At 34.3% G+C, this 17,852-nt stretch carries 17 protein-coding genes; 16 read left to right on the forward strand and 1 reads right to left on the reverse strand.

The window, feature by feature from the left end; genetic code table 11:
* The first annotated feature begins 5 nt into the window (after window positions 1-5).
* From AC1RPJ_RS00855 to dhaM, 11 genes are all read left to right on the forward strand, one after another.
* Window positions 6-725, forward strand: coding sequence for an MIP/aquaporin family protein (locus AC1RPJ_RS00855; protein WP_409022824.1), 720 nt, complete (start codon window positions 6-8; stop codon window positions 723-725).
* A 185-nt stretch (window positions 726-910) separates the two neighbouring features.
* Window positions 911-1,438 (forward strand): GNAT family N-acetyltransferase, encoded by a 528-nt coding sequence (locus AC1RPJ_RS00860; RefSeq protein ID WP_409021765.1) that lies wholly within the window; start codon window positions 911-913, stop codon window positions 1,436-1,438.
* 103 nt (window positions 1,439-1,541) lie between these two features.
* Window positions 1,542-2,480, forward strand: a complete 939-nt coding sequence (locus tag AC1RPJ_RS00865) for a dihydroorotate oxidase (protein ID WP_481761002.1) — start codon at window positions 1,542-1,544, stop codon at window positions 2,478-2,480.
* A gap of 300 nt (window positions 2,481-2,780) precedes the next feature.
* Window positions 2,781-3,881, forward strand: a complete 1,101-nt coding sequence (locus AC1RPJ_RS00870; RefSeq protein ID WP_481761001.1) for a lactate oxidase — start codon at window positions 2,781-2,783, stop codon at window positions 3,879-3,881.
* A 210-nt stretch (window positions 3,882-4,091) separates the two neighbouring features.
* Window positions 4,092-5,426: an NCS2 family permease gene (locus tag AC1RPJ_RS00875; protein WP_481761000.1), complete on the forward strand. Its 1,335-nt coding sequence runs from the start codon at window positions 4,092-4,094 to the stop codon at window positions 5,424-5,426.
* A 28-nt stretch (window positions 5,427-5,454) separates the two neighbouring features.
* On the forward strand, window positions 5,455-7,242 hold the full coding sequence (locus tag AC1RPJ_RS00880; protein ID WP_481760999.1) for an adenine deaminase C-terminal domain-containing protein: 1,788 nt from the start codon (window positions 5,455-5,457) through the stop codon (window positions 7,240-7,242).
* Between the two features lie 9 nt (window positions 7,243-7,251).
* Entirely contained in the window at window positions 7,252-8,985 is a 1,734-nt protein-coding gene (gene ade, locus AC1RPJ_RS00885; protein ID WP_481761144.1) for an adenine deaminase, read from the forward strand.
* A gap of 162 nt (window positions 8,986-9,147) precedes the next feature.
* Complete coding sequence (gene fba / locus AC1RPJ_RS00890; protein ID WP_481760998.1) at window positions 9,148-10,011, forward strand: class II fructose-1,6-bisphosphate aldolase; 864 nt, start codon at window positions 9,148-9,150, stop codon at window positions 10,009-10,011.
* Between the two features lie 180 nt (window positions 10,012-10,191).
* Window positions 10,192-11,187, forward strand: a complete 996-nt coding sequence (dhaK, locus tag AC1RPJ_RS00895; RefSeq protein ID WP_481760997.1) for a dihydroxyacetone kinase subunit DhaK — start codon at window positions 10,192-10,194, stop codon at window positions 11,185-11,187.
* 14 nt (window positions 11,188-11,201) lie between these two features.
* Window positions 11,202-11,786 carry a dihydroxyacetone kinase subunit DhaL gene (gene dhaL / locus AC1RPJ_RS00900; protein ID WP_481760996.1) on the forward strand — a complete coding sequence of 195 codons (585 nt, stop codon included), beginning with the start codon at window positions 11,202-11,204 and terminating at the stop codon, window positions 11,784-11,786.
* Window positions 11,783-12,151, forward strand: coding sequence for a dihydroxyacetone kinase phosphoryl donor subunit DhaM (gene dhaM, locus AC1RPJ_RS00905; protein WP_481760995.1), 369 nt, complete (start codon window positions 11,783-11,785; stop codon window positions 12,149-12,151). The genes dhaL and dhaM overlap by 4 nt, the downstream gene beginning before the upstream one ends.
* A gap of 48 nt (window positions 12,152-12,199) precedes the next feature.
* Here dhaM and AC1RPJ_RS00910 read toward each other — a convergent pair whose 3' ends face one another.
* The gene (locus tag AC1RPJ_RS00910) at window positions 12,200-12,568 is read right to left on the reverse strand and encodes a DUF1304 domain-containing protein (RefSeq protein ID WP_409021750.1); all 369 of its coding nucleotides are present in this window, start codon (window positions 12,566-12,568) and stop codon (window positions 12,200-12,202) included.
* A gap of 174 nt (window positions 12,569-12,742) precedes the next feature.
* Between AC1RPJ_RS00910 and AC1RPJ_RS00915 the strand changes: the two genes are divergently transcribed.
* The 5 genes from AC1RPJ_RS00915 (at window position 12,743) to AC1RPJ_RS00935 (ending at window position 17,351) form a co-directional block, all read left to right on the forward strand.
* On the forward strand, window positions 12,743-13,210 hold the full coding sequence (locus AC1RPJ_RS00915; RefSeq protein ID WP_481760994.1) for a DUF2798 domain-containing protein: 468 nt from the start codon (window positions 12,743-12,745) through the stop codon (window positions 13,208-13,210).
* Window positions 13,211-13,364: 154 nt separating this feature from the next.
* Window positions 13,365-14,552: an iron-containing alcohol dehydrogenase gene (locus tag AC1RPJ_RS00920; RefSeq protein ID WP_481760993.1), complete on the forward strand. Its 1,188-nt coding sequence runs from the start codon at window positions 13,365-13,367 to the stop codon at window positions 14,550-14,552.
* A 127-nt stretch (window positions 14,553-14,679) separates the two neighbouring features.
* Window positions 14,680-15,528, forward strand: a complete 849-nt coding sequence (locus tag AC1RPJ_RS00925; protein ID WP_481760992.1) for a YitT family protein — start codon at window positions 14,680-14,682, stop codon at window positions 15,526-15,528.
* An 11-nt stretch (window positions 15,529-15,539) separates the two neighbouring features.
* Window positions 15,540-16,025, forward strand: a complete 486-nt coding sequence (locus AC1RPJ_RS00930) for a methylated-DNA--[protein]-cysteine S-methyltransferase (protein ID WP_481760991.1) — start codon at window positions 15,540-15,542, stop codon at window positions 16,023-16,025.
* 456 nt (window positions 16,026-16,481) lie between these two features.
* Window positions 16,482-17,351, forward strand: a complete 870-nt coding sequence (locus AC1RPJ_RS00935) for a methylenetetrahydrofolate reductase (RefSeq protein ID WP_481762168.1) — start codon at window positions 16,482-16,484, stop codon at window positions 17,349-17,351.
* The last annotated feature ends 501 nt before the right edge of the window (window positions 17,352-17,852 follow it).

Raw genomic sequence — 17,852 nt, forward strand, 5'->3', positions numbered from 1 at the left:
GTGTGATGACAACAAGTCTTATGACGCAACTTTTGGGTGAATTTTTAGGCACAATGATTTTAGTATTATTAGGTAATGGGGTTGTTGCTGGTGTTTCGTTACGTAAGTCAAAAGCTGAAGGTGCTGGTTGGATTGCAATCACATTAGGTTGGGGAATTGCCGTAACCTTGGGTGTCTATGCGTCAGCCTTTATGGGACCAGGACATTTGAATCCAGCTGTAACTTTGGCAATGGCAATTGTTGGTAAGATTGCTTGGTCTTCTGTATTACCATATATGGTTGTCCAGGTTGCTGGTGGTATCGTTGGTGCTTTTCTGGTATGGGTTCAATACATGCCACATTGGAAAGAGACGAAAGATTCTGATGCAATATTTGGATCATTCGCAACTGCTCCTGCAATAAAAAGTAATCTATATAACTTTTTAAGTGAATTAATTGGGACATTTGTCTTAATCTTTAGTTTGCTAGCATTCACAAAAGGTAACTTTACAGATGGTTTAACACCAGTCGTTGTTGGTATCTTAATTGTTGGTATTGGTCTTTCACTTGGTGGGACAACTGGTTATGCAATTAATCCGGCCCGTGATTTAGGTCCTCGTATTGCACATGCTATTTTACCAATTGCGAACAAAGGTGGATCAGATTGGTCATATAGTTGGGTACCAATTTTCGGACCATTTGCTGGCGCAGTGATTGCCGCAGGGTTATTCTTAGCTGTAGCATAGGTTAAATGTCTGAAATAATTTATTATTAAGTTAAACCTCTATTATTGAATTTTAATTCAATAATAGAGGTTTTTTATAGTAAATTTTAAAGGGTATTTTTATTGTATATTGATAAATTATGCGATATAATAATTTTTCAATCGTATTTATACGAATAGATTAAGCATAATAAAGGATGTGTAACAGTGACTGTATCTTACTTAAGACTGGCAACGCCAGAAGACTTACCAGCAATTACAGGAATTATTGAGGAAGCAAAAGCTTACCTTAAAGAACAGGGAATTGACCAATGGCAAGGTGCTTACCCGGCGGCGAACCATTTAGAACAAGATATTAAAGATCAATTGACTTATGTCTTAATGGTTGGAGATGAAATCGCAGGAACTGCTGCACTTTGGCTAGGAATAGATCCTATGTATCTTAACATTGAAGATGGCGAATGGATTAATGGCCCACAAGCACGTTATTCGGCTATTCATCGAGTTGCTGTTTCTTCAAAATTTAGAGGTCAACGTTTATCAGAAAAAATGATTTCAGGCTTATTAACAATTGCGAGATCATTGGGTTACAAAGATGTTCGCGTTGATACACATCCTGAAAATAAAGGGATGCAACATGTCATTACCTCAAATGGATTTGATTATAAAGGTATCATTCATATGGAAGATGGCGTTAACTCAGCACGATATGCTTACCAAATTATTTTAAAATAAAACGTTTAAGACAGCGAATGATATCGCTGTCTTTTTTTGTGAAAAAAGTAACAATTTGAATTTTGATAAGGTATACTAGTATCAATATGAAGGAGGGATTTTTTTGATTTCAACAGCAACGACTTTAGCGGGTTCAAATTTTGATAATTGTATGATGAATGCATCGGGTGTTTATTGTATGGATAGCGACGAATTACTTGCCGTCGAAAGTTCTAAGGCGGCAACTTTTGTAACGAAGAGTGGCACGCTTCAACCACGTAAGGGTAATCCAGAACCTCGTTATTTTGAAACAGAATTCGGTAGTATTAATTCAATGGGCTTACCAAATAATGGCGTTGATTACTATTTAGATTTTGTCTCTCAAAATCAGATAAACCATCCTGGTAAAACATACTTTTTATCAATTACGGGTTTTAATCTAGCGGAAGATCTCGAGTTACTTCAAAAAGTAACAGATTCAGATTTTGCAGGAATTGTTGAATTAAATTTATCTTGTCCTAATGTACCAGGAAAGCCCCAAACGGGTTATGACTTTGAAACAGTTGATGCGATATTAAAAGCTGTTTTTAATAGTTATCACAAACCGTTAGGAGTTAAATTACCACCGTACTTTGATATTATTCATTTTGATCAAATGGCTGCTATTTTAAATAAATATCCATTGTCTTATGTCAATAGTATCAATAGTATTGGGAATGGACTATATATTAATGATGATACAGAAACGGTCGTTATTAAACCCAAGCAAGGTTTTGGTGGTATTGGCGGCGAATATGTTAAGCCGACTGCTTTAGCTAATGTACATGCGTTCTATCAACGATTAAATAAGAATATTCAAGTAATCGGAACTGGTGGCATTCAAACTGGTAAAGATGTTTTTGAACATATTCTATGTGGAGCAAGTATGGTGCAAGTTGGAACAGCGTTGATGGTTGAAGGACCCGCTGTTTTTGAACGACTAACAACTGAGCTAGAAGAAATTATGGCAGAAAAAGGGTACCAAAGTATTGAAGATTTTAGAGGAAAATTGAATTATTTATAGGGATGAGATAGGGAAAATTATACCAACTTTATACGAAGGTATATGGGCAAACAGCTGAAATTAGTCATGGACTAATGGACTATAGACGTAACGATATTTAGCTTTAAATGGAATGAGATAATTTACCTAATTAAATGGTGAATTATCTCATTTTTAATTAATAGAATAGTGTTAGTAGTAGTTAATATTTATAGATAAAAAAATATTAGTAGTTATGTGTGCAAACGCTTGCACAATGCTTTATTCAGTGCTATTATTTAGACAAGATAAGTTGGGTGCAACATAAAAGGGGAGTTTAATATGACAGATTACATTACAAGCGATTTAGAAAAAGATATTACCGTTATTAATGCTTTTGATTTAGAAAAAGATGCAGAAAAGATTATTCCAAAGGGTGGATTTGGTTATATCTCTAGTGGAGCTGGAGATTTGTATACTTTAGAAGAAAATATAAAGGCATTTAATCATAAACTAATTAGACCTAGAGTGTTACAAGAAATTGATCATCCCGATACAAAAACAACTATTTTCGGAGATGAAATCACATCGCCTATTATTATGGCACCAGTTGCTGCACATGCATTAGCTCATGTTAAAGGTGAAATTGATAGCGCTAAGGGTGTTTCAGATTATGGTTCAATCTACACAGCAAGTTCATTTGCAACGAAATCATTTAAAGAAATATCAAGTCAAGCTAATGGTCAACCACAATGGTTCCAATTCTATATGAGTAAAGACGATGGTATTAATCGTAATATTATGGATGAAGCAAAAGCTAATGGGGTTAAAGCAATTGTTTTAACTGCTGATGCAACTGTTGGTGGTAATCGTGAAACAGATAAACGTAATGGATTCACTTTCCCACTAGCAATGCCAATTGTTCAAGCTTATCAAAGTGGTGTTGGTCAAACAATGGATGCTGTTTATGGTTCAGCAAAGCAACGCTTAAGTCCAAAAGATGTTGAATTCTTAGCAGAATATTCAGGTTTACCTGTCTTTGTTAAAGGAATCCAAGGTGGAGAAGATGCAAGTGTTGCAATTAATTCAGGTGCTGGTGGCGTCTGGGTTTCAAATCATGGTGGTCGTCAAATTGATGGCGGAATCGCTGCATTTGATGCACTTCAAGAAGTAGCAGAAACTGTTGATAAGCGTGTGCCTGTTGTCTTTGATAGTGGTGTAAGACGTGGAGCTCATGTTTATAAAGCCTTAGCAAGTGGTGCAGACTTAGTTGCAATCGGTCGCCCAGTTGTTTATGGCTTGGCACTTGGTGGTCATAAAGGTGTTCAAAATGTCTTTAATTACTTCCAACATGAATTAGAATTAACAATGCAATTAACTGGAACGCATAATATTGATGAAGTTAAACGTACTAAATTAATCGATAATCCTTACGGAAATTAAAAAAATATAAAAGTTAGTTAGCACTTAAAAACTGTTAGATTGGTTGTTAAAACCTTTTTAACAGTTTTTTTATTTTTGAAAATAGTCAAAACACGAACTTTAAATGTTAATAAATCTACAAAAGTGCGTATTTTGTATTGATTTTTTATTTAATTCGCGTAATATACTGTACATAATATAAAAAATCACAACATAGGGAGATTATATTGCATGAATAATACAGAGGGAAAATCAGGTATTTTTGATCGGTTATTTCATATTAATGAGTCAGGTTCAACGGTTAAACGTGAATCAATGGCTGGATTAACAACTTTCGTATCTATGGCTTATATATTATTCGTTAATCCTCAAGTTTTGGGCGCTGCGGGTATGGACAAAGGAGCTGTGTTTACAGCAACAGCAATATCTGCCGCGTTCGGTTGTTTCTTGATGGCATTCTTAGCTAATTATCCTATCGCAATTGCTCCAGGATTAGGTGACAATGCATTCTTTACTTATTCAGTTGTTATTGGAATGGGTATTCCATGGCAAACGGCAATGGCCGGTGTTGTGGTTGCCTCAATTATCTTTATGCTTATTACGTTCTTTAAAATTCGTGAAATTGTGATAGATGCAATTCCACATGACTTAAAATTAGCAATGGCCGCAGGTATTGGGTTGTTTATCGCTTTTGTTGGATTACAAGAAGGTGGACTTATCATTGGAAACCAATCAACATTGGTCGCGATTGGTTCACTAACGGTGCCAACTACATGGCTGACAATTTTTGGACTCGTTGTGATTGTTATCTTAATGGCTAAAAAAATTCCTGGCTCAATCTTTATTGGAATGGTTGCGACAACTATTTTAGGGTTAGTTATGGGACTTATCAAATTACCAACACATATTATTTCTTCTGTTCCAAGTTTGGCACCAACATTTGGAGTAGGGGTTGAAAATTTACATAAAATTAACTCACTTCAACTTTGGTCTGTTGTTTTAATATTCTTGATGGTAGCCTTTTTCGATACGGCGGGAACTTTAATCGGGTTAGCTACTCAAGCAGGATTTATGAAAAATAATAAAATGCCACGAGTTGGTCGCGCGTTATTATCTGATTCTGCTTCAATGTTAGCCGGATCTGTTCTGGGAACAACACCAACTGCTGCTTATGTTGAATCATCAGCTGGAATTGCAGTTGGGGGAAGAACTGGACTGACATCATTAGTTGTCGGGTTTATGTTCGTTCTAAGTTTATTCTTTTCACCACTTCTGACAGTTGTGACATCACAAGTGACGGCGCCCGTTTTAATCGTTGTTGGTATTTTAATGGCACAATCATTAAAGGGTATTGATTGGGGTCGATTTGAAGTAGCAGTACCAGCATTTTTAATGGTTGTCGGAATGCCTTTAACTTACAACATCTCGTATGGTATTGCCTTTGGTTTCGTATTATACCCAATTACAATGATGGCAGCAGGTCGTAGAAAAGAAATCGGGCCTGTAATGTATATCTTGTTCTTTGTATTCCTATTCTTACTTTACGTATTAAATATTCTTCAATAACATATAAAATTGATGGGTGGATAACTAAATGACACAGACGTTAGCACAGTTAAAAGACTATATTTCTGCAGGTGCAGCAAAAATTCCTGCAGATTTAGTAATCGAAAATGGCAAGTTAGTTAATGTTATGACAAGTGAGATTTATCAAGCAAATGTAGCTATCTATAAAGAGAAAATTGTTGCGATAGGTAATATTGAAGCTTATATCGGCAATGATACGGAACATATAGATGCAACTGGAAAGTATATAACGCCAGGATTAATTGACGGACATATTCACGTTGAATGTAGCAAAATGAGTATGACAAGTTTTGCTAATGCTGTTGTACCTTTTGGAACAACGAGTATTATTTCTGGTTTAGATGAAACAATATCAGTTGCCGGACTAGAAGGTGTTCAAGAAGTTTTTAAAGAGGTAGAAAAATTACCGCTTAATTTATTTTGGGGTGCACCATATAAGACACCATATACAATTCCAAAATCAACAATTGCTTTTAACATCGATTCAGATGTTCAAGAAACAATTCAAAAATGGACAGAATGTTACGGTATCTGGGAAACGGTTAGAGAAGCTGTTGAAACACAAGATGAAGATACGTTAAAAACGTTGGTTCACGCACAAAATAATCACCAACCCATTTTCGGTTGTGCACCAATGGCAACCGGATTGAAATTGAATGAGTATTTAGCAAGTGGTGTTCGCTTAGATCATGAAAGTTATAGTCATGAGGAGCTTGTTGAAAAAGCACGGAATGGGATGAATATTTTAATCAGGGAATCATCCGTTACACATTTCTTGGCAGAAAATATTCGAGCAGTTACTGAAGTTAATCCAGCAATTGCACGACATGTTAGTTTCTGTACAGATGATGTAACTGCATCTGATATTTTACAAAAAGGACATCTTGATAACCTTGTTAAATTAGCTATTCAAGCAGGTGTAGAACCAATTACAGCAATTCAAATGGCAACAATAAATAGTGCTGAAGCTTATCGAATTGATGATCAAGTTGGGTCTGTATCGCCAGGAAGACTTGCTGACATATTGATTGTTGATCAGCCAAGTTCATTTAATGTAGAAATGGTTATTAGTCGGGGCAAAGTTGTTGCCAAAAATAAAAAAATAAGTGAAATGTTGATTGCACCAATCAGAAGTAATTTATTTAAAGGCCAGTTGAAGCATGAGTTAACCTCTGAAAAAGATTTTGAATATAAAGTTAATGAAAAAGTAGGAATGGCAACTGTCCAAACAATTAATAGTCAGGGTGCTTTTGTTCGAAAAAGAAAAGATGTTGAATTAACGATAGAAAATAATATCGTACAACCTAGTCCAGAAAAAGATGTCGCTTTAGTTTCTGTATTAGAACGATTTGGTAAAAATGGAAATCAGGCACTTGGATTTACATCTGGATGGGGCTTGAAAAAAGGGGCAATGGCATCATCTTCTGCACCTGATGATAATAATATTGTCGTTATGGGTGTCAATGCAAATGATATGTCGATTGCTACAAATGAATTAATTAAAGCAGGCGGTGGTCAAATTGTTGTTATTGATGGAAAAATTATTTCATTTTTAGCATTACCTGTGGGTGGTATCATGAGCGACTTATTACCAAGTGAAATTGAAACTGGCGAAATTGCGCTAAGAAAAGGGTCAAATTTAATGGGTAGTGATTTACCTGATCCAATATTTTATATGTCATTTTTACCAATTACGGCAATTCCAGATTTGGCAATTACTGATTTAGGCATGGTAGATTGTGTCGCTTTAGAAATAGTTGATCCAATTATTAAGATATCATCTCTTAAAGGATAAGGAGTTATGATGGAAAAAGAAAATTTAAAGAAGTTAATTGATGTTGCTGCTGGCCGAATTCCTGCTGATTTAGTCTTAACTAATGGCAAAATTATTGATGTTTATAATGCACAGGTAATGACTGGGGATGTCGCAATTGTTGATGGCCTTATTGCTGGAATCGGTGGCCAATATGATGGGGATAAGACGGTTGATGTTCATGGTCAATATATTTCACCAGGATTTATTGATCCACATATTCATATAGAATCTGCCTACGTTGGACCAGAAGAGTTTGGCCGTTTAATAACGCCGCATGGGACAACAACGGTCATGGCAGATCCACATGAAATTGTGAATGTAGCGGGCCTAGTTGGACTCGACTATATGATTAATGCAGCTAAAGAAACAGCCCTTAATATCCAATACATGCTGCCTTCATGCGTTCCAGCAACAAAAATGGAAAATTCTGGAGCGGTTATTTCGGCCAAAGACATGATTAAACCACTCACGAATAATGAGACAAGTGGCTTAGCTGAATTTATGGATTTCCCTGGTGTGATTAATGCTGAGAGTGATATTTTAGATAAATTACTGGTCGCAAAAAATTTAAATAAACGAATTGATGGGCATAGTCCTCAAGTTTATGACAAAGATTTAAATGCCTATATTGCCGCAGGAATTCAAAATGATCATGAATGCTCAACCCTTGAAGAAATGCAAAATCGATTAAGCCGTGGTATGTACGTCTTCCTACGTGAAGGATCTGTCACGCATAATTTAAGAACACTATTAAAAGGTGTCACAACCACTAATTCTAGAAGGGCCATTCTATGTGGAGATGATGTCCAAGCGAAAACAATTATTGAAAAGGGTCATTTAGATAATAGTTTGAAAATTTGTATCGAAGAAGGTATAGATCCTTTAGTTGCCATTCAAATGGCGACACTTAATACCGCTGAGTGTTGTGAGCTTAAAGATAGAGGTGCTATTGCACCTGGACTTAGAGCAGACTTAACAATTATTAGTGATTTAACGGATATGCTAATTTCAAGTGTCTATATTGCTGGTGAAAAAGTTGCTGAAGAGGGAAAATATTTACTAGAAACTAAAAGCTATACAATTGATAGTGTCCAATCGTCAGTCCATTTAGCTAACTTTAGTCAAGAAAAATTAGTTCTGCCTCTAACAAGTAATAGAGTTCATGCAATTGAAGTAATTCCTAACGAAGCAATTACAATAGATAGAGAAATTAATGTTAGTCGTGATGAACTAGGTAATTTTATCTACGATTCAAGTATTCCAGTTTCTAAAATTTCAGTTATTGAACGGCACCATGAAACGGGAAATATTTTCACGGGTGTCTTGAAAGATTACGGTATTAAACATGGGGCAATTGCTATTTCTATTGCACATGATTCACATAATTTAATTACAACAGGAACTAATGATCAAGATATGGCGTTGGCAATTGAGACTTTGAAAGATATTCAAGGTGGGATGGTCCTGACAAAAGATAACAAAGTTTTAATATCAATTCCATTGCCAATTGGCGGATTGATGAGTGACCAATCTGGAGAATGGATATCAGAACAGCTTGAACTATTTAATAAAGTTGCTTATAGAGAGCTCGGCATTAATGATACGGTGGATCCTGTGATGACATTAAGCTTTATGTCGTTAGCGGTGATACCGGAATTGAAAATAACTGATATGGGTTTAATTAATATCAATGAATTTAAATTTGAAGATGTTAGTGTGTAAGTCTGTTAAATCAATGATGAACGGTTGCCTTTATATTAAAATTATTGATAATTAGTTTTATTTAAAAAATGAAAGTTTTATCTGATGATTAAATGTGCTAAAATGTACCTGTATTAAAAAATGCAATACAGACGTATTGTAATTTATCTAGGAGGACTTCAAATGTCATTAGTAAATGGTACAAGTATGTTTAACGCTGCTCGTGAAGGTCATTACGCTGTTGGTGCTTTTAACACAAACAACTTAGAATGGACTCGCGGTATTCTTGCTGCAGCCCAAGAAAAAGGTGTTCCAGTTTTAATCCAAACATCAATGGGTGCTGCAAAATATATGGGTGGATATGAATTAGCTTTACACCTTGTTCAAGACACTATTAAATCAATGGGTATCACTGTTCCCGTTGTTATGCATTTAGATCATGGTGATTTTGAAGCTGCTAAAGAATGTATCGAAGTTGGTTACAACTCAGTTATGTTTGATGGTCATGATTTACCATTTGCAGAAAACTTAGAAAAAACAAAAGAAATCGTTGCTTTAGCACATGCTAAAGGTATCTCAGTTGAAGCAGAAGTTGGTTCAATTGGTGGAGAAGAAGATGGAATTGTCGGAGCTGGTGAATTAGCTGACGTTAACGAAGCTAAAGAACTTGCTGCAACAGGAATCGACTACTTAGCTTGTGGAATTGGTAATATTCATGGCCAATACCCAGCTAACTGGACTGGTTTAAACTTCGATCGCTTAGCTGAATTAGCTGCTGTAATCGAACAACCACTTGTATTACATGGTGGTTCAGGTATTCCTAAAGACCAAATCCAAAAAGCTATTAAAATGGGTGTTTCAAAAATCAACGTTAATACTGAATGTCAATTAGTATTCGCTGCTGCTACTCGTAAATATATTGAAGAAGGTAAAGACCAACAAGGTAAAGGTTATGACCCTCGTAAATTATTTGCACCAGGTACAAAAGCAATCACTGATCTTGTTGAAGATCGTATTGAATGGTTCGGTACAAGCGCAGCTAAATAATTTATTATTTAGTTCTTTCAAAAAGAGTTTTCAAAATCGTTATGATTTTGGAAACTCTTTTTTTGTGTCTTGAGAATTGAATGGTCATGGAATTATTAATAAAAGCTAGTTTAATTGGTTATTTGTAAACGTTTGCAATATAATGGAGAAGTACCTAAAACAGACAGAAAAGGGGATACTATGAAAAAAATAATTAATGATCCAAAAAATATTGTAAGTGAAATGGTTAATGGGTTAGTTAAGGCTTATCCACAATACCTACGTAAAATTGATAGTACGGAAGCTATGGTTAGAAGTGATGTGGCATCGATGGAAGATAAAGTTGGACTCATTAGTGGTGGTGGAAGTGGACATGAACCTGCCCATGCTGGTTTTGTAGGTCCCGGTATGTTGTCAGGTGCAGTTGCTGGACAAGTTTTTACTTCACCCACGCCAGACCAAATTTATGAAGCAATCAAAGCTGCTAATCACGGTAAAGGTGTTTTCTGTATTGTGAAAAATTACTCCGGCGATGTCATGAATTTTGATATGGCCAAAGAATTTGCTGAAATAGATGAAATTAAAGTGAAATCAATTGTTGTAGATGATGATATTGCAGTTGAAGATAGTCTATATACACAAGGAAAACGTGGTGTTGCGGGAACAGTGTTCATGCATAAAATATTGGGTGCTGCTGCAGATCAAGGAGCTACATTAGATGAAATAGATGAACTTGCTAAAAAAGTGATGCCAAATATTAAAACAATTGCGATTGCATTGAGTGGTGCGACCGTCCCAGAAGTTGGTAAACCAGGATTTGAACTTGCAGATGATGAAGTTGAATATGGCGTAGGAATTCATGGTGAACCCGGATATCGTCGTGAAAAATTAAAACCTTCTAAGGAATTGGTTGAAGAGTTACTAAGTAAACTAAAAGTTGCATTTGATATGAAATCTGATGATAAATATGCCGTTTTAGTTAACGGATTAGGAGCAACACCGTTAATGGAACAATATATTTTTATGAACGATACGCTTGATCAATTAAATAATAAAAAAGTCGATGTCGCATTTACAAAGGTCGGTAATTATATGACATCATTAGATATGGCTGGAATTTCTTTGACATTATTTAAAATTGAAGATGATAAATGGCTTTCTTATTTAAATTATACGGTAGATACAATCGCTTGGTAAGAGGAGATAATAAAATGCTAACAATTGAAAATACAACAGAATGGTTCCAGATTTTTTCAGAGAAAATAAGTGAAAATAAAGCTTATTTGAGTGAGCTAGATACACCAATTGGTGATGGAGACCACGGAAATAATATGGCTCGTGGTGCCGAAACAATTCAAGATTTATTAAAAAATCAAAAATTTGAATCCTTATCAGACTTATTTAAAAGTGTCGCAATGGCCTTTATTAAATCTGTTGGTGGTGCTTCTGGGCCACTTTATGGAACGGCTTTTATTGAAATGTCTAAATTAAGTAAAGAAACAAATGATCCAGCTAAATTAATAGCTGCGGGACTAGATGGTATTAAAAGACGCGGTGATTCAGATGTTGGAGCTAAAACCATGATTGATGTTTGGAATCCAGTTTTAGGGGATATTAAAATGAAGCAAATAACAGTTGAAAAAATACAAGCAGATGTTGAAGCAACCAAAGAGCTTGTTGCAACAAAGGGACGTGCATCATATCTCGGAGAACGTTCTGTCGGTCATGTTGATCCAGGAGCTATGTCGAGTGGCTATTTATTTGAGGCATTACTGGAAACGGGGGTGCTAGTATGACATATGGGGTTGTAATTGTATCGCATGTTCCTGAAATTGCAGAAGGTATCAAGCGACTATTAGATCAAGTTGCAGCAAGTGTCTCAATCACAACAGCTGGTGGGACTGATGATAACGGAGTTGGTACATCATTTGATAAAATCCAAGCAGCTTTTGACGAAAATAGTGCCGATGAGTTGTTAGCTTTTTATGATTTAGGAAGTGCTAAGATGAATTTAAATATGGTCATGGAATTCACAGATAAAAAAGTTCATCTGTACGATACAGCTTTAATCGAAAGTGCTTATACTGCTGCATCTCTTTTAGAGGCTGATGTTAAATTAGCTGATATTGAGGTTCAACTTGAAGCGTTAAAAATTAAATAGCGTAAAAAAATAACGTTAATCTTAATGATTAACGTTATTTTAGTTAGTCTATAAAGCTAAAGTAATTGCGATAAAGGCCAGTAATGCAGGTAATCCTTGTACTAAAATTATTTTTTTTGCAGATGTTAAACTACCAAAAACAGCAGCAATAAAAACAAATCCTGTAAAAAGCAACAACATTGATTTAAGCGCAGCACCAGTTAGAATGAAAAGTACAATCATTAGACCGATACTAATAAAACCATTGTATAGCCCTTGATTAGCCATTAATACTTTTGATTCTTTCTGATTTAAAAATTCTGGTCTTAATTCAAAGGCTTTTTGAGCGATTGAACTAGTTGAGAAAAATAGTTCAAGAATCATAATAAATAAGTGTTCAAGTGCAACAATCCAAGATAATATAAGTGCAATTAACATAGAAATCTCCCCTTAATCGTTATGGATATAGTATAACGTAATGTAATTGGTAGCACAATCAATCGATTTAATCGCTTACAATGAGAATGCTTTAATATTCAAAAAAAAGACTTATGACAGTGAGTTATTTTGTGTAACATTATATTTTATTAAAGTTATTAAGGAGAATGATATATGCCAACAAATGCAAAAGAAGGAATTATTTTTACAACATTAATGTGCTCGATGATGGTTTTCGTTATGAGTGCATACAATTTATTATTAGTCGGAAAACTAGGTCTTGTGACGTTATTACTTGGATTCATTCCTGGTTTTATTGTTGCTTTTATCTTAGATGTTTTAGTTGTCGGTAAAATTGCGATGGCAATTGCTGATAAGTTACCTCTTAATCATGATAAAATGTGGCAAATGATTCTCGCAATCTCAGGAATGATGATTTGTGGAATGGTCGCTTTTATGTCACTTTATGGGTTACTTATTGAAGGTGGTATGCCTGCTCATTTCTGGTCTGCTTATCTTTCTACTGTTGGACACAATATTATTGTTGCGGTACCGTTACAACTAATTATTGTTGGACCAATTTCAAGAAAAATTTTAAGCATGATTCATGCAAAAGATGAAGCTAAAAGAGTCACACAATAATCGTTTATATTTATAGAAGATTCACCAGTAAAATGGTGAATCTTCTTTTAGTAAAGGCTTGTATTGGAATGACATCGCCTAAAGGGGTTATAATGTAGTTGTTCATTTGAAATAACTTTGACTATAACTTCAAAATACAAAGGAGATTATATTTATGAAAGATTTTCAATTTAAAAATACAACTGATATTCGATTTGGTTCAGATCGTATCGAAACAGAATTACATGATGCGGTTGCACAATTTGGTCCCAATGTATTATTAACATATGGTGGTGGATCAATTAAACGTTCAGGTTTATATGACAAAGTAAAGAAAATTTTGAGTGATTTAAATGTTGTTGAATTAGCAGGAATCGAACCAAACCCTAAAGTGGGTTCAGTTCGTGAAGGTCAAAAGTTAGCTAAAGAAAATAAAATTGATGTTATTTTAGCTGTCGGTGGTGGTTCTGTTGTTGATGCTTCAAAAATGATTGCTTCAGCAGCATTTTATGAAGGAGATCCTTGGGATTTATCATTAGACCCCTCAAAACGTTTCAAAATTGATCAATTACCTTTTGTCGATATTTTAACGTTAGCAGCTACTGGTACTGAAATGAATGCTGGATCAGTTATCTCAAATCCAGAAACAAATGAAAAAATAGGTAGTTTTGGTCCCAAAACACCAGCTGTTTCATTCTTGGATCCAGCATTAACAATGAGTGTTTCAAAATGGCAGACTGCTGCTGGTTCAATTGATATTTTCTCTCATTTGACAGAGCAATACTTTGATAAAGAAAAAAATAATGATGTTTCTGACGGTATGATTGAAGGTATCATGCGAACAGTTATTAAATGGGCACCAATTGCAGTTGCGGAACCTGATAACTATGATGCTCGTGCTAATTTAATGTGGTCATCAACAATGGCATTAAATGGTATTATGCGATTAGGTTATCAAGATGGCTGGACATCCCATTCTATTGAACATGAGTTATCAGCGTACTACGATATTACTCATGGTGTTGGGCTAGGTATTATAACACCTCGTTGGATGAAATTCGTTTTATCTGCGGATACGGTTTCTAAGTTTGCTAAATTTGGTCGCAATGTTTGGCATATTCAAGATGATGATGACCAAGTCGTTGCTGATAAAGCTATTCAATCAGTTTATGACTGGGTTAAATCGTTAGGTGTACCAACAACGTTACCCGGTGTTGACATCAATGAAGAAACAAACTTTAAAGTAATGGCTGAATCAGCTGTTAGAGTTGGAAAATTAGATAGTGCTGTTTATGTTGATATGTCAGTAAATGATGTTATTGATTTATACAAAGCTTCAATGACAACTGAAAGTTTCGAATAAAGTAGTAAAAGCATCTCTGTTTAGAGATGCTTTTTTTGTGCCATAAATCGAAAATTTGTTTTATGATATAAAATTCGGTATGCTAAATAGTAAGGGGTTACAAATTTAGAACAGAAAGAGGGCCTTTATGATAAATAGGATGAAACCACAAGTTATTCAATTTTTATTAATGTTAATTGGGTTAGAAATGATTGCAATAAGTATTAATTTTTTCTACGCACCACAAGAAGTTGCGGTTGGTGGTGCAACTGGTATTGCAATCCTTTTAGAAACAGCTTTTAATTGGAACGTTTCGATTGTATTATTGAGCATTAACATGGCGCTATTGATCTTGGCTTATTTTATGTTAGAGCGTTCAACGACTAAAAAAATTATGATTGGTAGTTTTGTATTACCGTTATTTTTAGCGATTACGCCTCAAATAAATATTGTCGAGGATAGATTATTAGCTGTTATTGTCGGTGGCGCAGTTTTTGCGGTGGGAATATCAATTCTCTATCGAATTGATGCATCCAGTGGTGGAACAACGGTTCCACCACTAATAATCAAAAAATATTTCAATATTAAACCTGCAACCAGTCTATTAATAATTGATGGTATTGTGTGTTTTTTCAATATATTTGTCTCGGGTTCTGAAGCATTTATTTTAGCGATTTTTTCTTTAATAATCACGTATTTAATTATGAATTATATTGAAACGGGATTGGACCGTAAAAAAGTTTTATATGTGATGAGTACAGAAGAGGGATTAAAAAAATTAAAAGAAGATATTAATACAACTATAGATAGAGGTCTAACAATCTTTGATGCTAAAGGTGGTTATTCAGGTGAAAGCAAAGAAATGTTGATGATTATTGTTGAAAATCAAAATTATCAACAAATGTTAAATAAGGTGCATACGATTGATCCAAATGCATTTATCATCGTATATAATATCGCAGAAGTTCATGGCGCAAATTTGTCTGGGATTGAATAGGAGATTTTGACATGTACTTAATGAATTGGTTTAATGGCACGGATTATTTTTGGCTAGGGATGACTGATAAAGGATTGAGTTTTGTTGGGTCGCCTAATGGGTTAAGAAGTGAAATTGAAATATTTTATCCAAGAACTAAATTCGAAGAGAATGACAAGATTTTTAAAAGTATAATTGAAGAACTACAAGCCTATTTTGACCATGAAATTCAAAAATTTACGATCCCCGTTGATTTTAATTTGAGTGGGACGATGCTGCAAAAAGAAATTTGGGGACAACTTCAACTTATTCCATACGGTGAAACGAGAACGTATTCTGAGTTAGCTTTAGAAGTTGATTATCCTAAAGCAATTCGCGCTGTTGCTAGTGCAGTTGGTCGTAATCCTATATTAATTGTAATACCTTGTCATCGTATTTTAAGAAAAGATGGCAGCTTAGGGGGTTATCGCGGTGGGATTAATATGAAAAAGCAACTACTAGAAATAGAACGCAAATAAAAAACCGACATTACAAGGGGAGGCAATGTCGGAAAAGGGTAAGGGTGATTAACTTCGGGGAAAGTTGATCATCTTATTTAATTTATTCGGGGAAATAAATTAAAATTAAAAGTTATTAATTAAGGTATGAAGTTATTCTAACAAGTAAATGTGAAGAAAATATGACGTTAAAAAGAAAAACTATAAATGTAAAAAAAACACCACTACTTTTAAAAGTAGTGGTGAGAAAATACTAATCTATTCGAGACTCTGGGGGGAGTAGGTTAGATCTAGATGAAAAATTAAACTAAAATATAATCGTATTTTTTTATAGTAGAATTAAGTTACACACAAAGTATCTTGTGTGTATATTTATAGTATACGGCTTTATTTATTAAAACATAGGCATGTGACAGTTTTGTTAGTTTACAATTAACATTGTAAGGTGATATGAAATTTGATTTGGAGGAAGGTATTTTGAATTTTATAGAGAAAGTGAAAATGACCAAAACGGTTTTAGTTGAGTGGAATACGCCAAGCACGCTTAATCTGGATAATTTTTTTAAAGGTGCTAGCGCACTAATGAAATTAGATATTGACGCATTATCAATTACGGATAATCCTTTAGGGATGCCCCGCGTTTCAAATATATTATTGGGATATAAACTTAGTGAAAAACAGATTCCAGTAATCCTACATTTAACAACACGGGATTACAACTTAGTCGGATTAGAATCTAAATTAATGGGATTAAGTGCTGTTGGTTTAAATAATTTAATGATTATTAAAGGGAATCCTACAAAAATACAAGGTGCCACAAATGTCTATGATTTAACATCGCAACAATTAATTACAACAATTAAAAAAATGAATCAAGGAATATCGCCATCTAATCGTGAATTAAATAGTAAATCACAATTTAAAGTTGGTGGGGCATTTAATATTAATGCGATAAATTTAGATTTTGAATTTGAAGATATTAATCGAAAAATTCATTCAGGAGTAGATTATATTATCACGCAACCGGTATTTGATATGACAAATGTTCAGCGATTAAAAGATTGGATCACCATTAATGAAGTGGCTATACCTATTTTTATCAGTGTAATGCCGATACTTTCATTTGAGCGTGCTCAATTTATTCAAGATAACGTTCAGGGTATTGAACTACCAAATAAGTTTATGGCAGAATTGAAACAAGCGGCGTTGCAAAATGATGAACGTAAGGTCGGTATTGCAGCTTCGCAAAATTTAATTGAATCGTTATCAAACCTTTTTAATGGTGTTCATATAGTGACGCCAGGTTCAGACTATCAAGCAATCATTGAAATTATGCAAGGCCAATAAAAAAAATCCACTACCTGGGAGAGGTAATGGATTAAAAGGAGTAGGGATAATTAATATTCGGGAAGAAATTAATTATCATTTTAATTTGTTTGGGAGAACAAATTAAAGTTAAAAGTTATTTAATTAAGGTATGTTTATATAATAACAAGTAATTATGAAGAAAGTGTGACGAAATTATGTTAAATAAAAGAGAATAAAGAAGTTAGGTATATTTAGCGTATAAGCATTGATAAAGTTAGGTTTTGAAAGAGTAAATACTTATTTTTAGGCAAAAAAAAACGACATCGTAACATAAGTTACAGTGTCGAAAAGGGTAAAACAGTCAAAATCAATTGGGGGATTGATTTTGGTATTCAGTCCTTGGGGGAGGTACTGAATAAGTTTTATTGATTAGGTTACTCATTTAATATAACAAGTATATACCGAAAATGCAAGGGGTAAATTAAATAAAATTAAAAATAAAATTATTAATACCAATTTATCACTTTTCGCGGTAACATA

Source organism: Dellaglioa sp. CoH-57-MRSF-17 (assembly GCF_056782015.1).

What these genes read in the sequence shown, in the direction of transcription:
- AC1RPJ_RS00875 (WP_481761000.1), top strand. Translation starts at nt 4,092, where the DNA reads ATGAATAATACAGAGGGAAAATCAGGTATTTTTGATCGGTTATTTCAT.
- ade (WP_481761144.1), top strand. Translation starts at nt 7,252, where the DNA reads ATGGAAAAAGAAAATTTAAAGAAGTTAATTGATGTTGCTGCTGGCCGA.
- AC1RPJ_RS00855 (WP_409022824.1), top strand. Translation starts at nt 6, where the DNA reads ATGACAACAAGTCTTATGACGCAACTTTTGGGTGAATTTTTAGGCACA.
- dhaL (WP_481760996.1), top strand. Translation starts at nt 11,202, where the DNA reads ATGCTAACAATTGAAAATACAACAGAATGGTTCCAGATTTTTTCAGAG.
- fba (WP_481760998.1), top strand. Translation starts at nt 9,148, where the DNA reads ATGTCATTAGTAAATGGTACAAGTATGTTTAACGCTGCTCGTGAAGGT.
- dhaM (WP_481760995.1), top strand. Translation starts at nt 11,783, where the DNA reads ATGACATATGGGGTTGTAATTGTATCGCATGTTCCTGAAATTGCAGAA.
- AC1RPJ_RS00930 (WP_481760991.1), top strand. Translation starts at nt 15,540, where the DNA reads ATGTACTTAATGAATTGGTTTAATGGCACGGATTATTTTTGGCTAGGG.
- AC1RPJ_RS00920 (WP_481760993.1), top strand. Translation starts at nt 13,365, where the DNA reads ATGAAAGATTTTCAATTTAAAAATACAACTGATATTCGATTTGGTTCA.
- AC1RPJ_RS00880 (WP_481760999.1), top strand. Translation starts at nt 5,455, where the DNA reads ATGACACAGACGTTAGCACAGTTAAAAGACTATATTTCTGCAGGTGCA.
- AC1RPJ_RS00870 (WP_481761001.1), top strand. Translation starts at nt 2,781, where the DNA reads ATGACAGATTACATTACAAGCGATTTAGAAAAAGATATTACCGTTATT.
- dhaK (WP_481760997.1), top strand. Translation starts at nt 10,192, where the DNA reads ATGAAAAAAATAATTAATGATCCAAAAAATATTGTAAGTGAAATGGTT.
- AC1RPJ_RS00925 (WP_481760992.1), top strand. Translation starts at nt 14,680, where the DNA reads ATGATAAATAGGATGAAACCACAAGTTATTCAATTTTTATTAATGTTA.
- AC1RPJ_RS00910 (WP_409021750.1), bottom strand. Translation starts at nt 12,568, where the DNA reads ATGTTAATTGCACTTATATTATCTTGGATTGTTGCACTTGAACACTTA.
- AC1RPJ_RS00915 (WP_481760994.1), top strand. Translation starts at nt 12,743, where the DNA reads ATGCCAACAAATGCAAAAGAAGGAATTATTTTTACAACATTAATGTGC.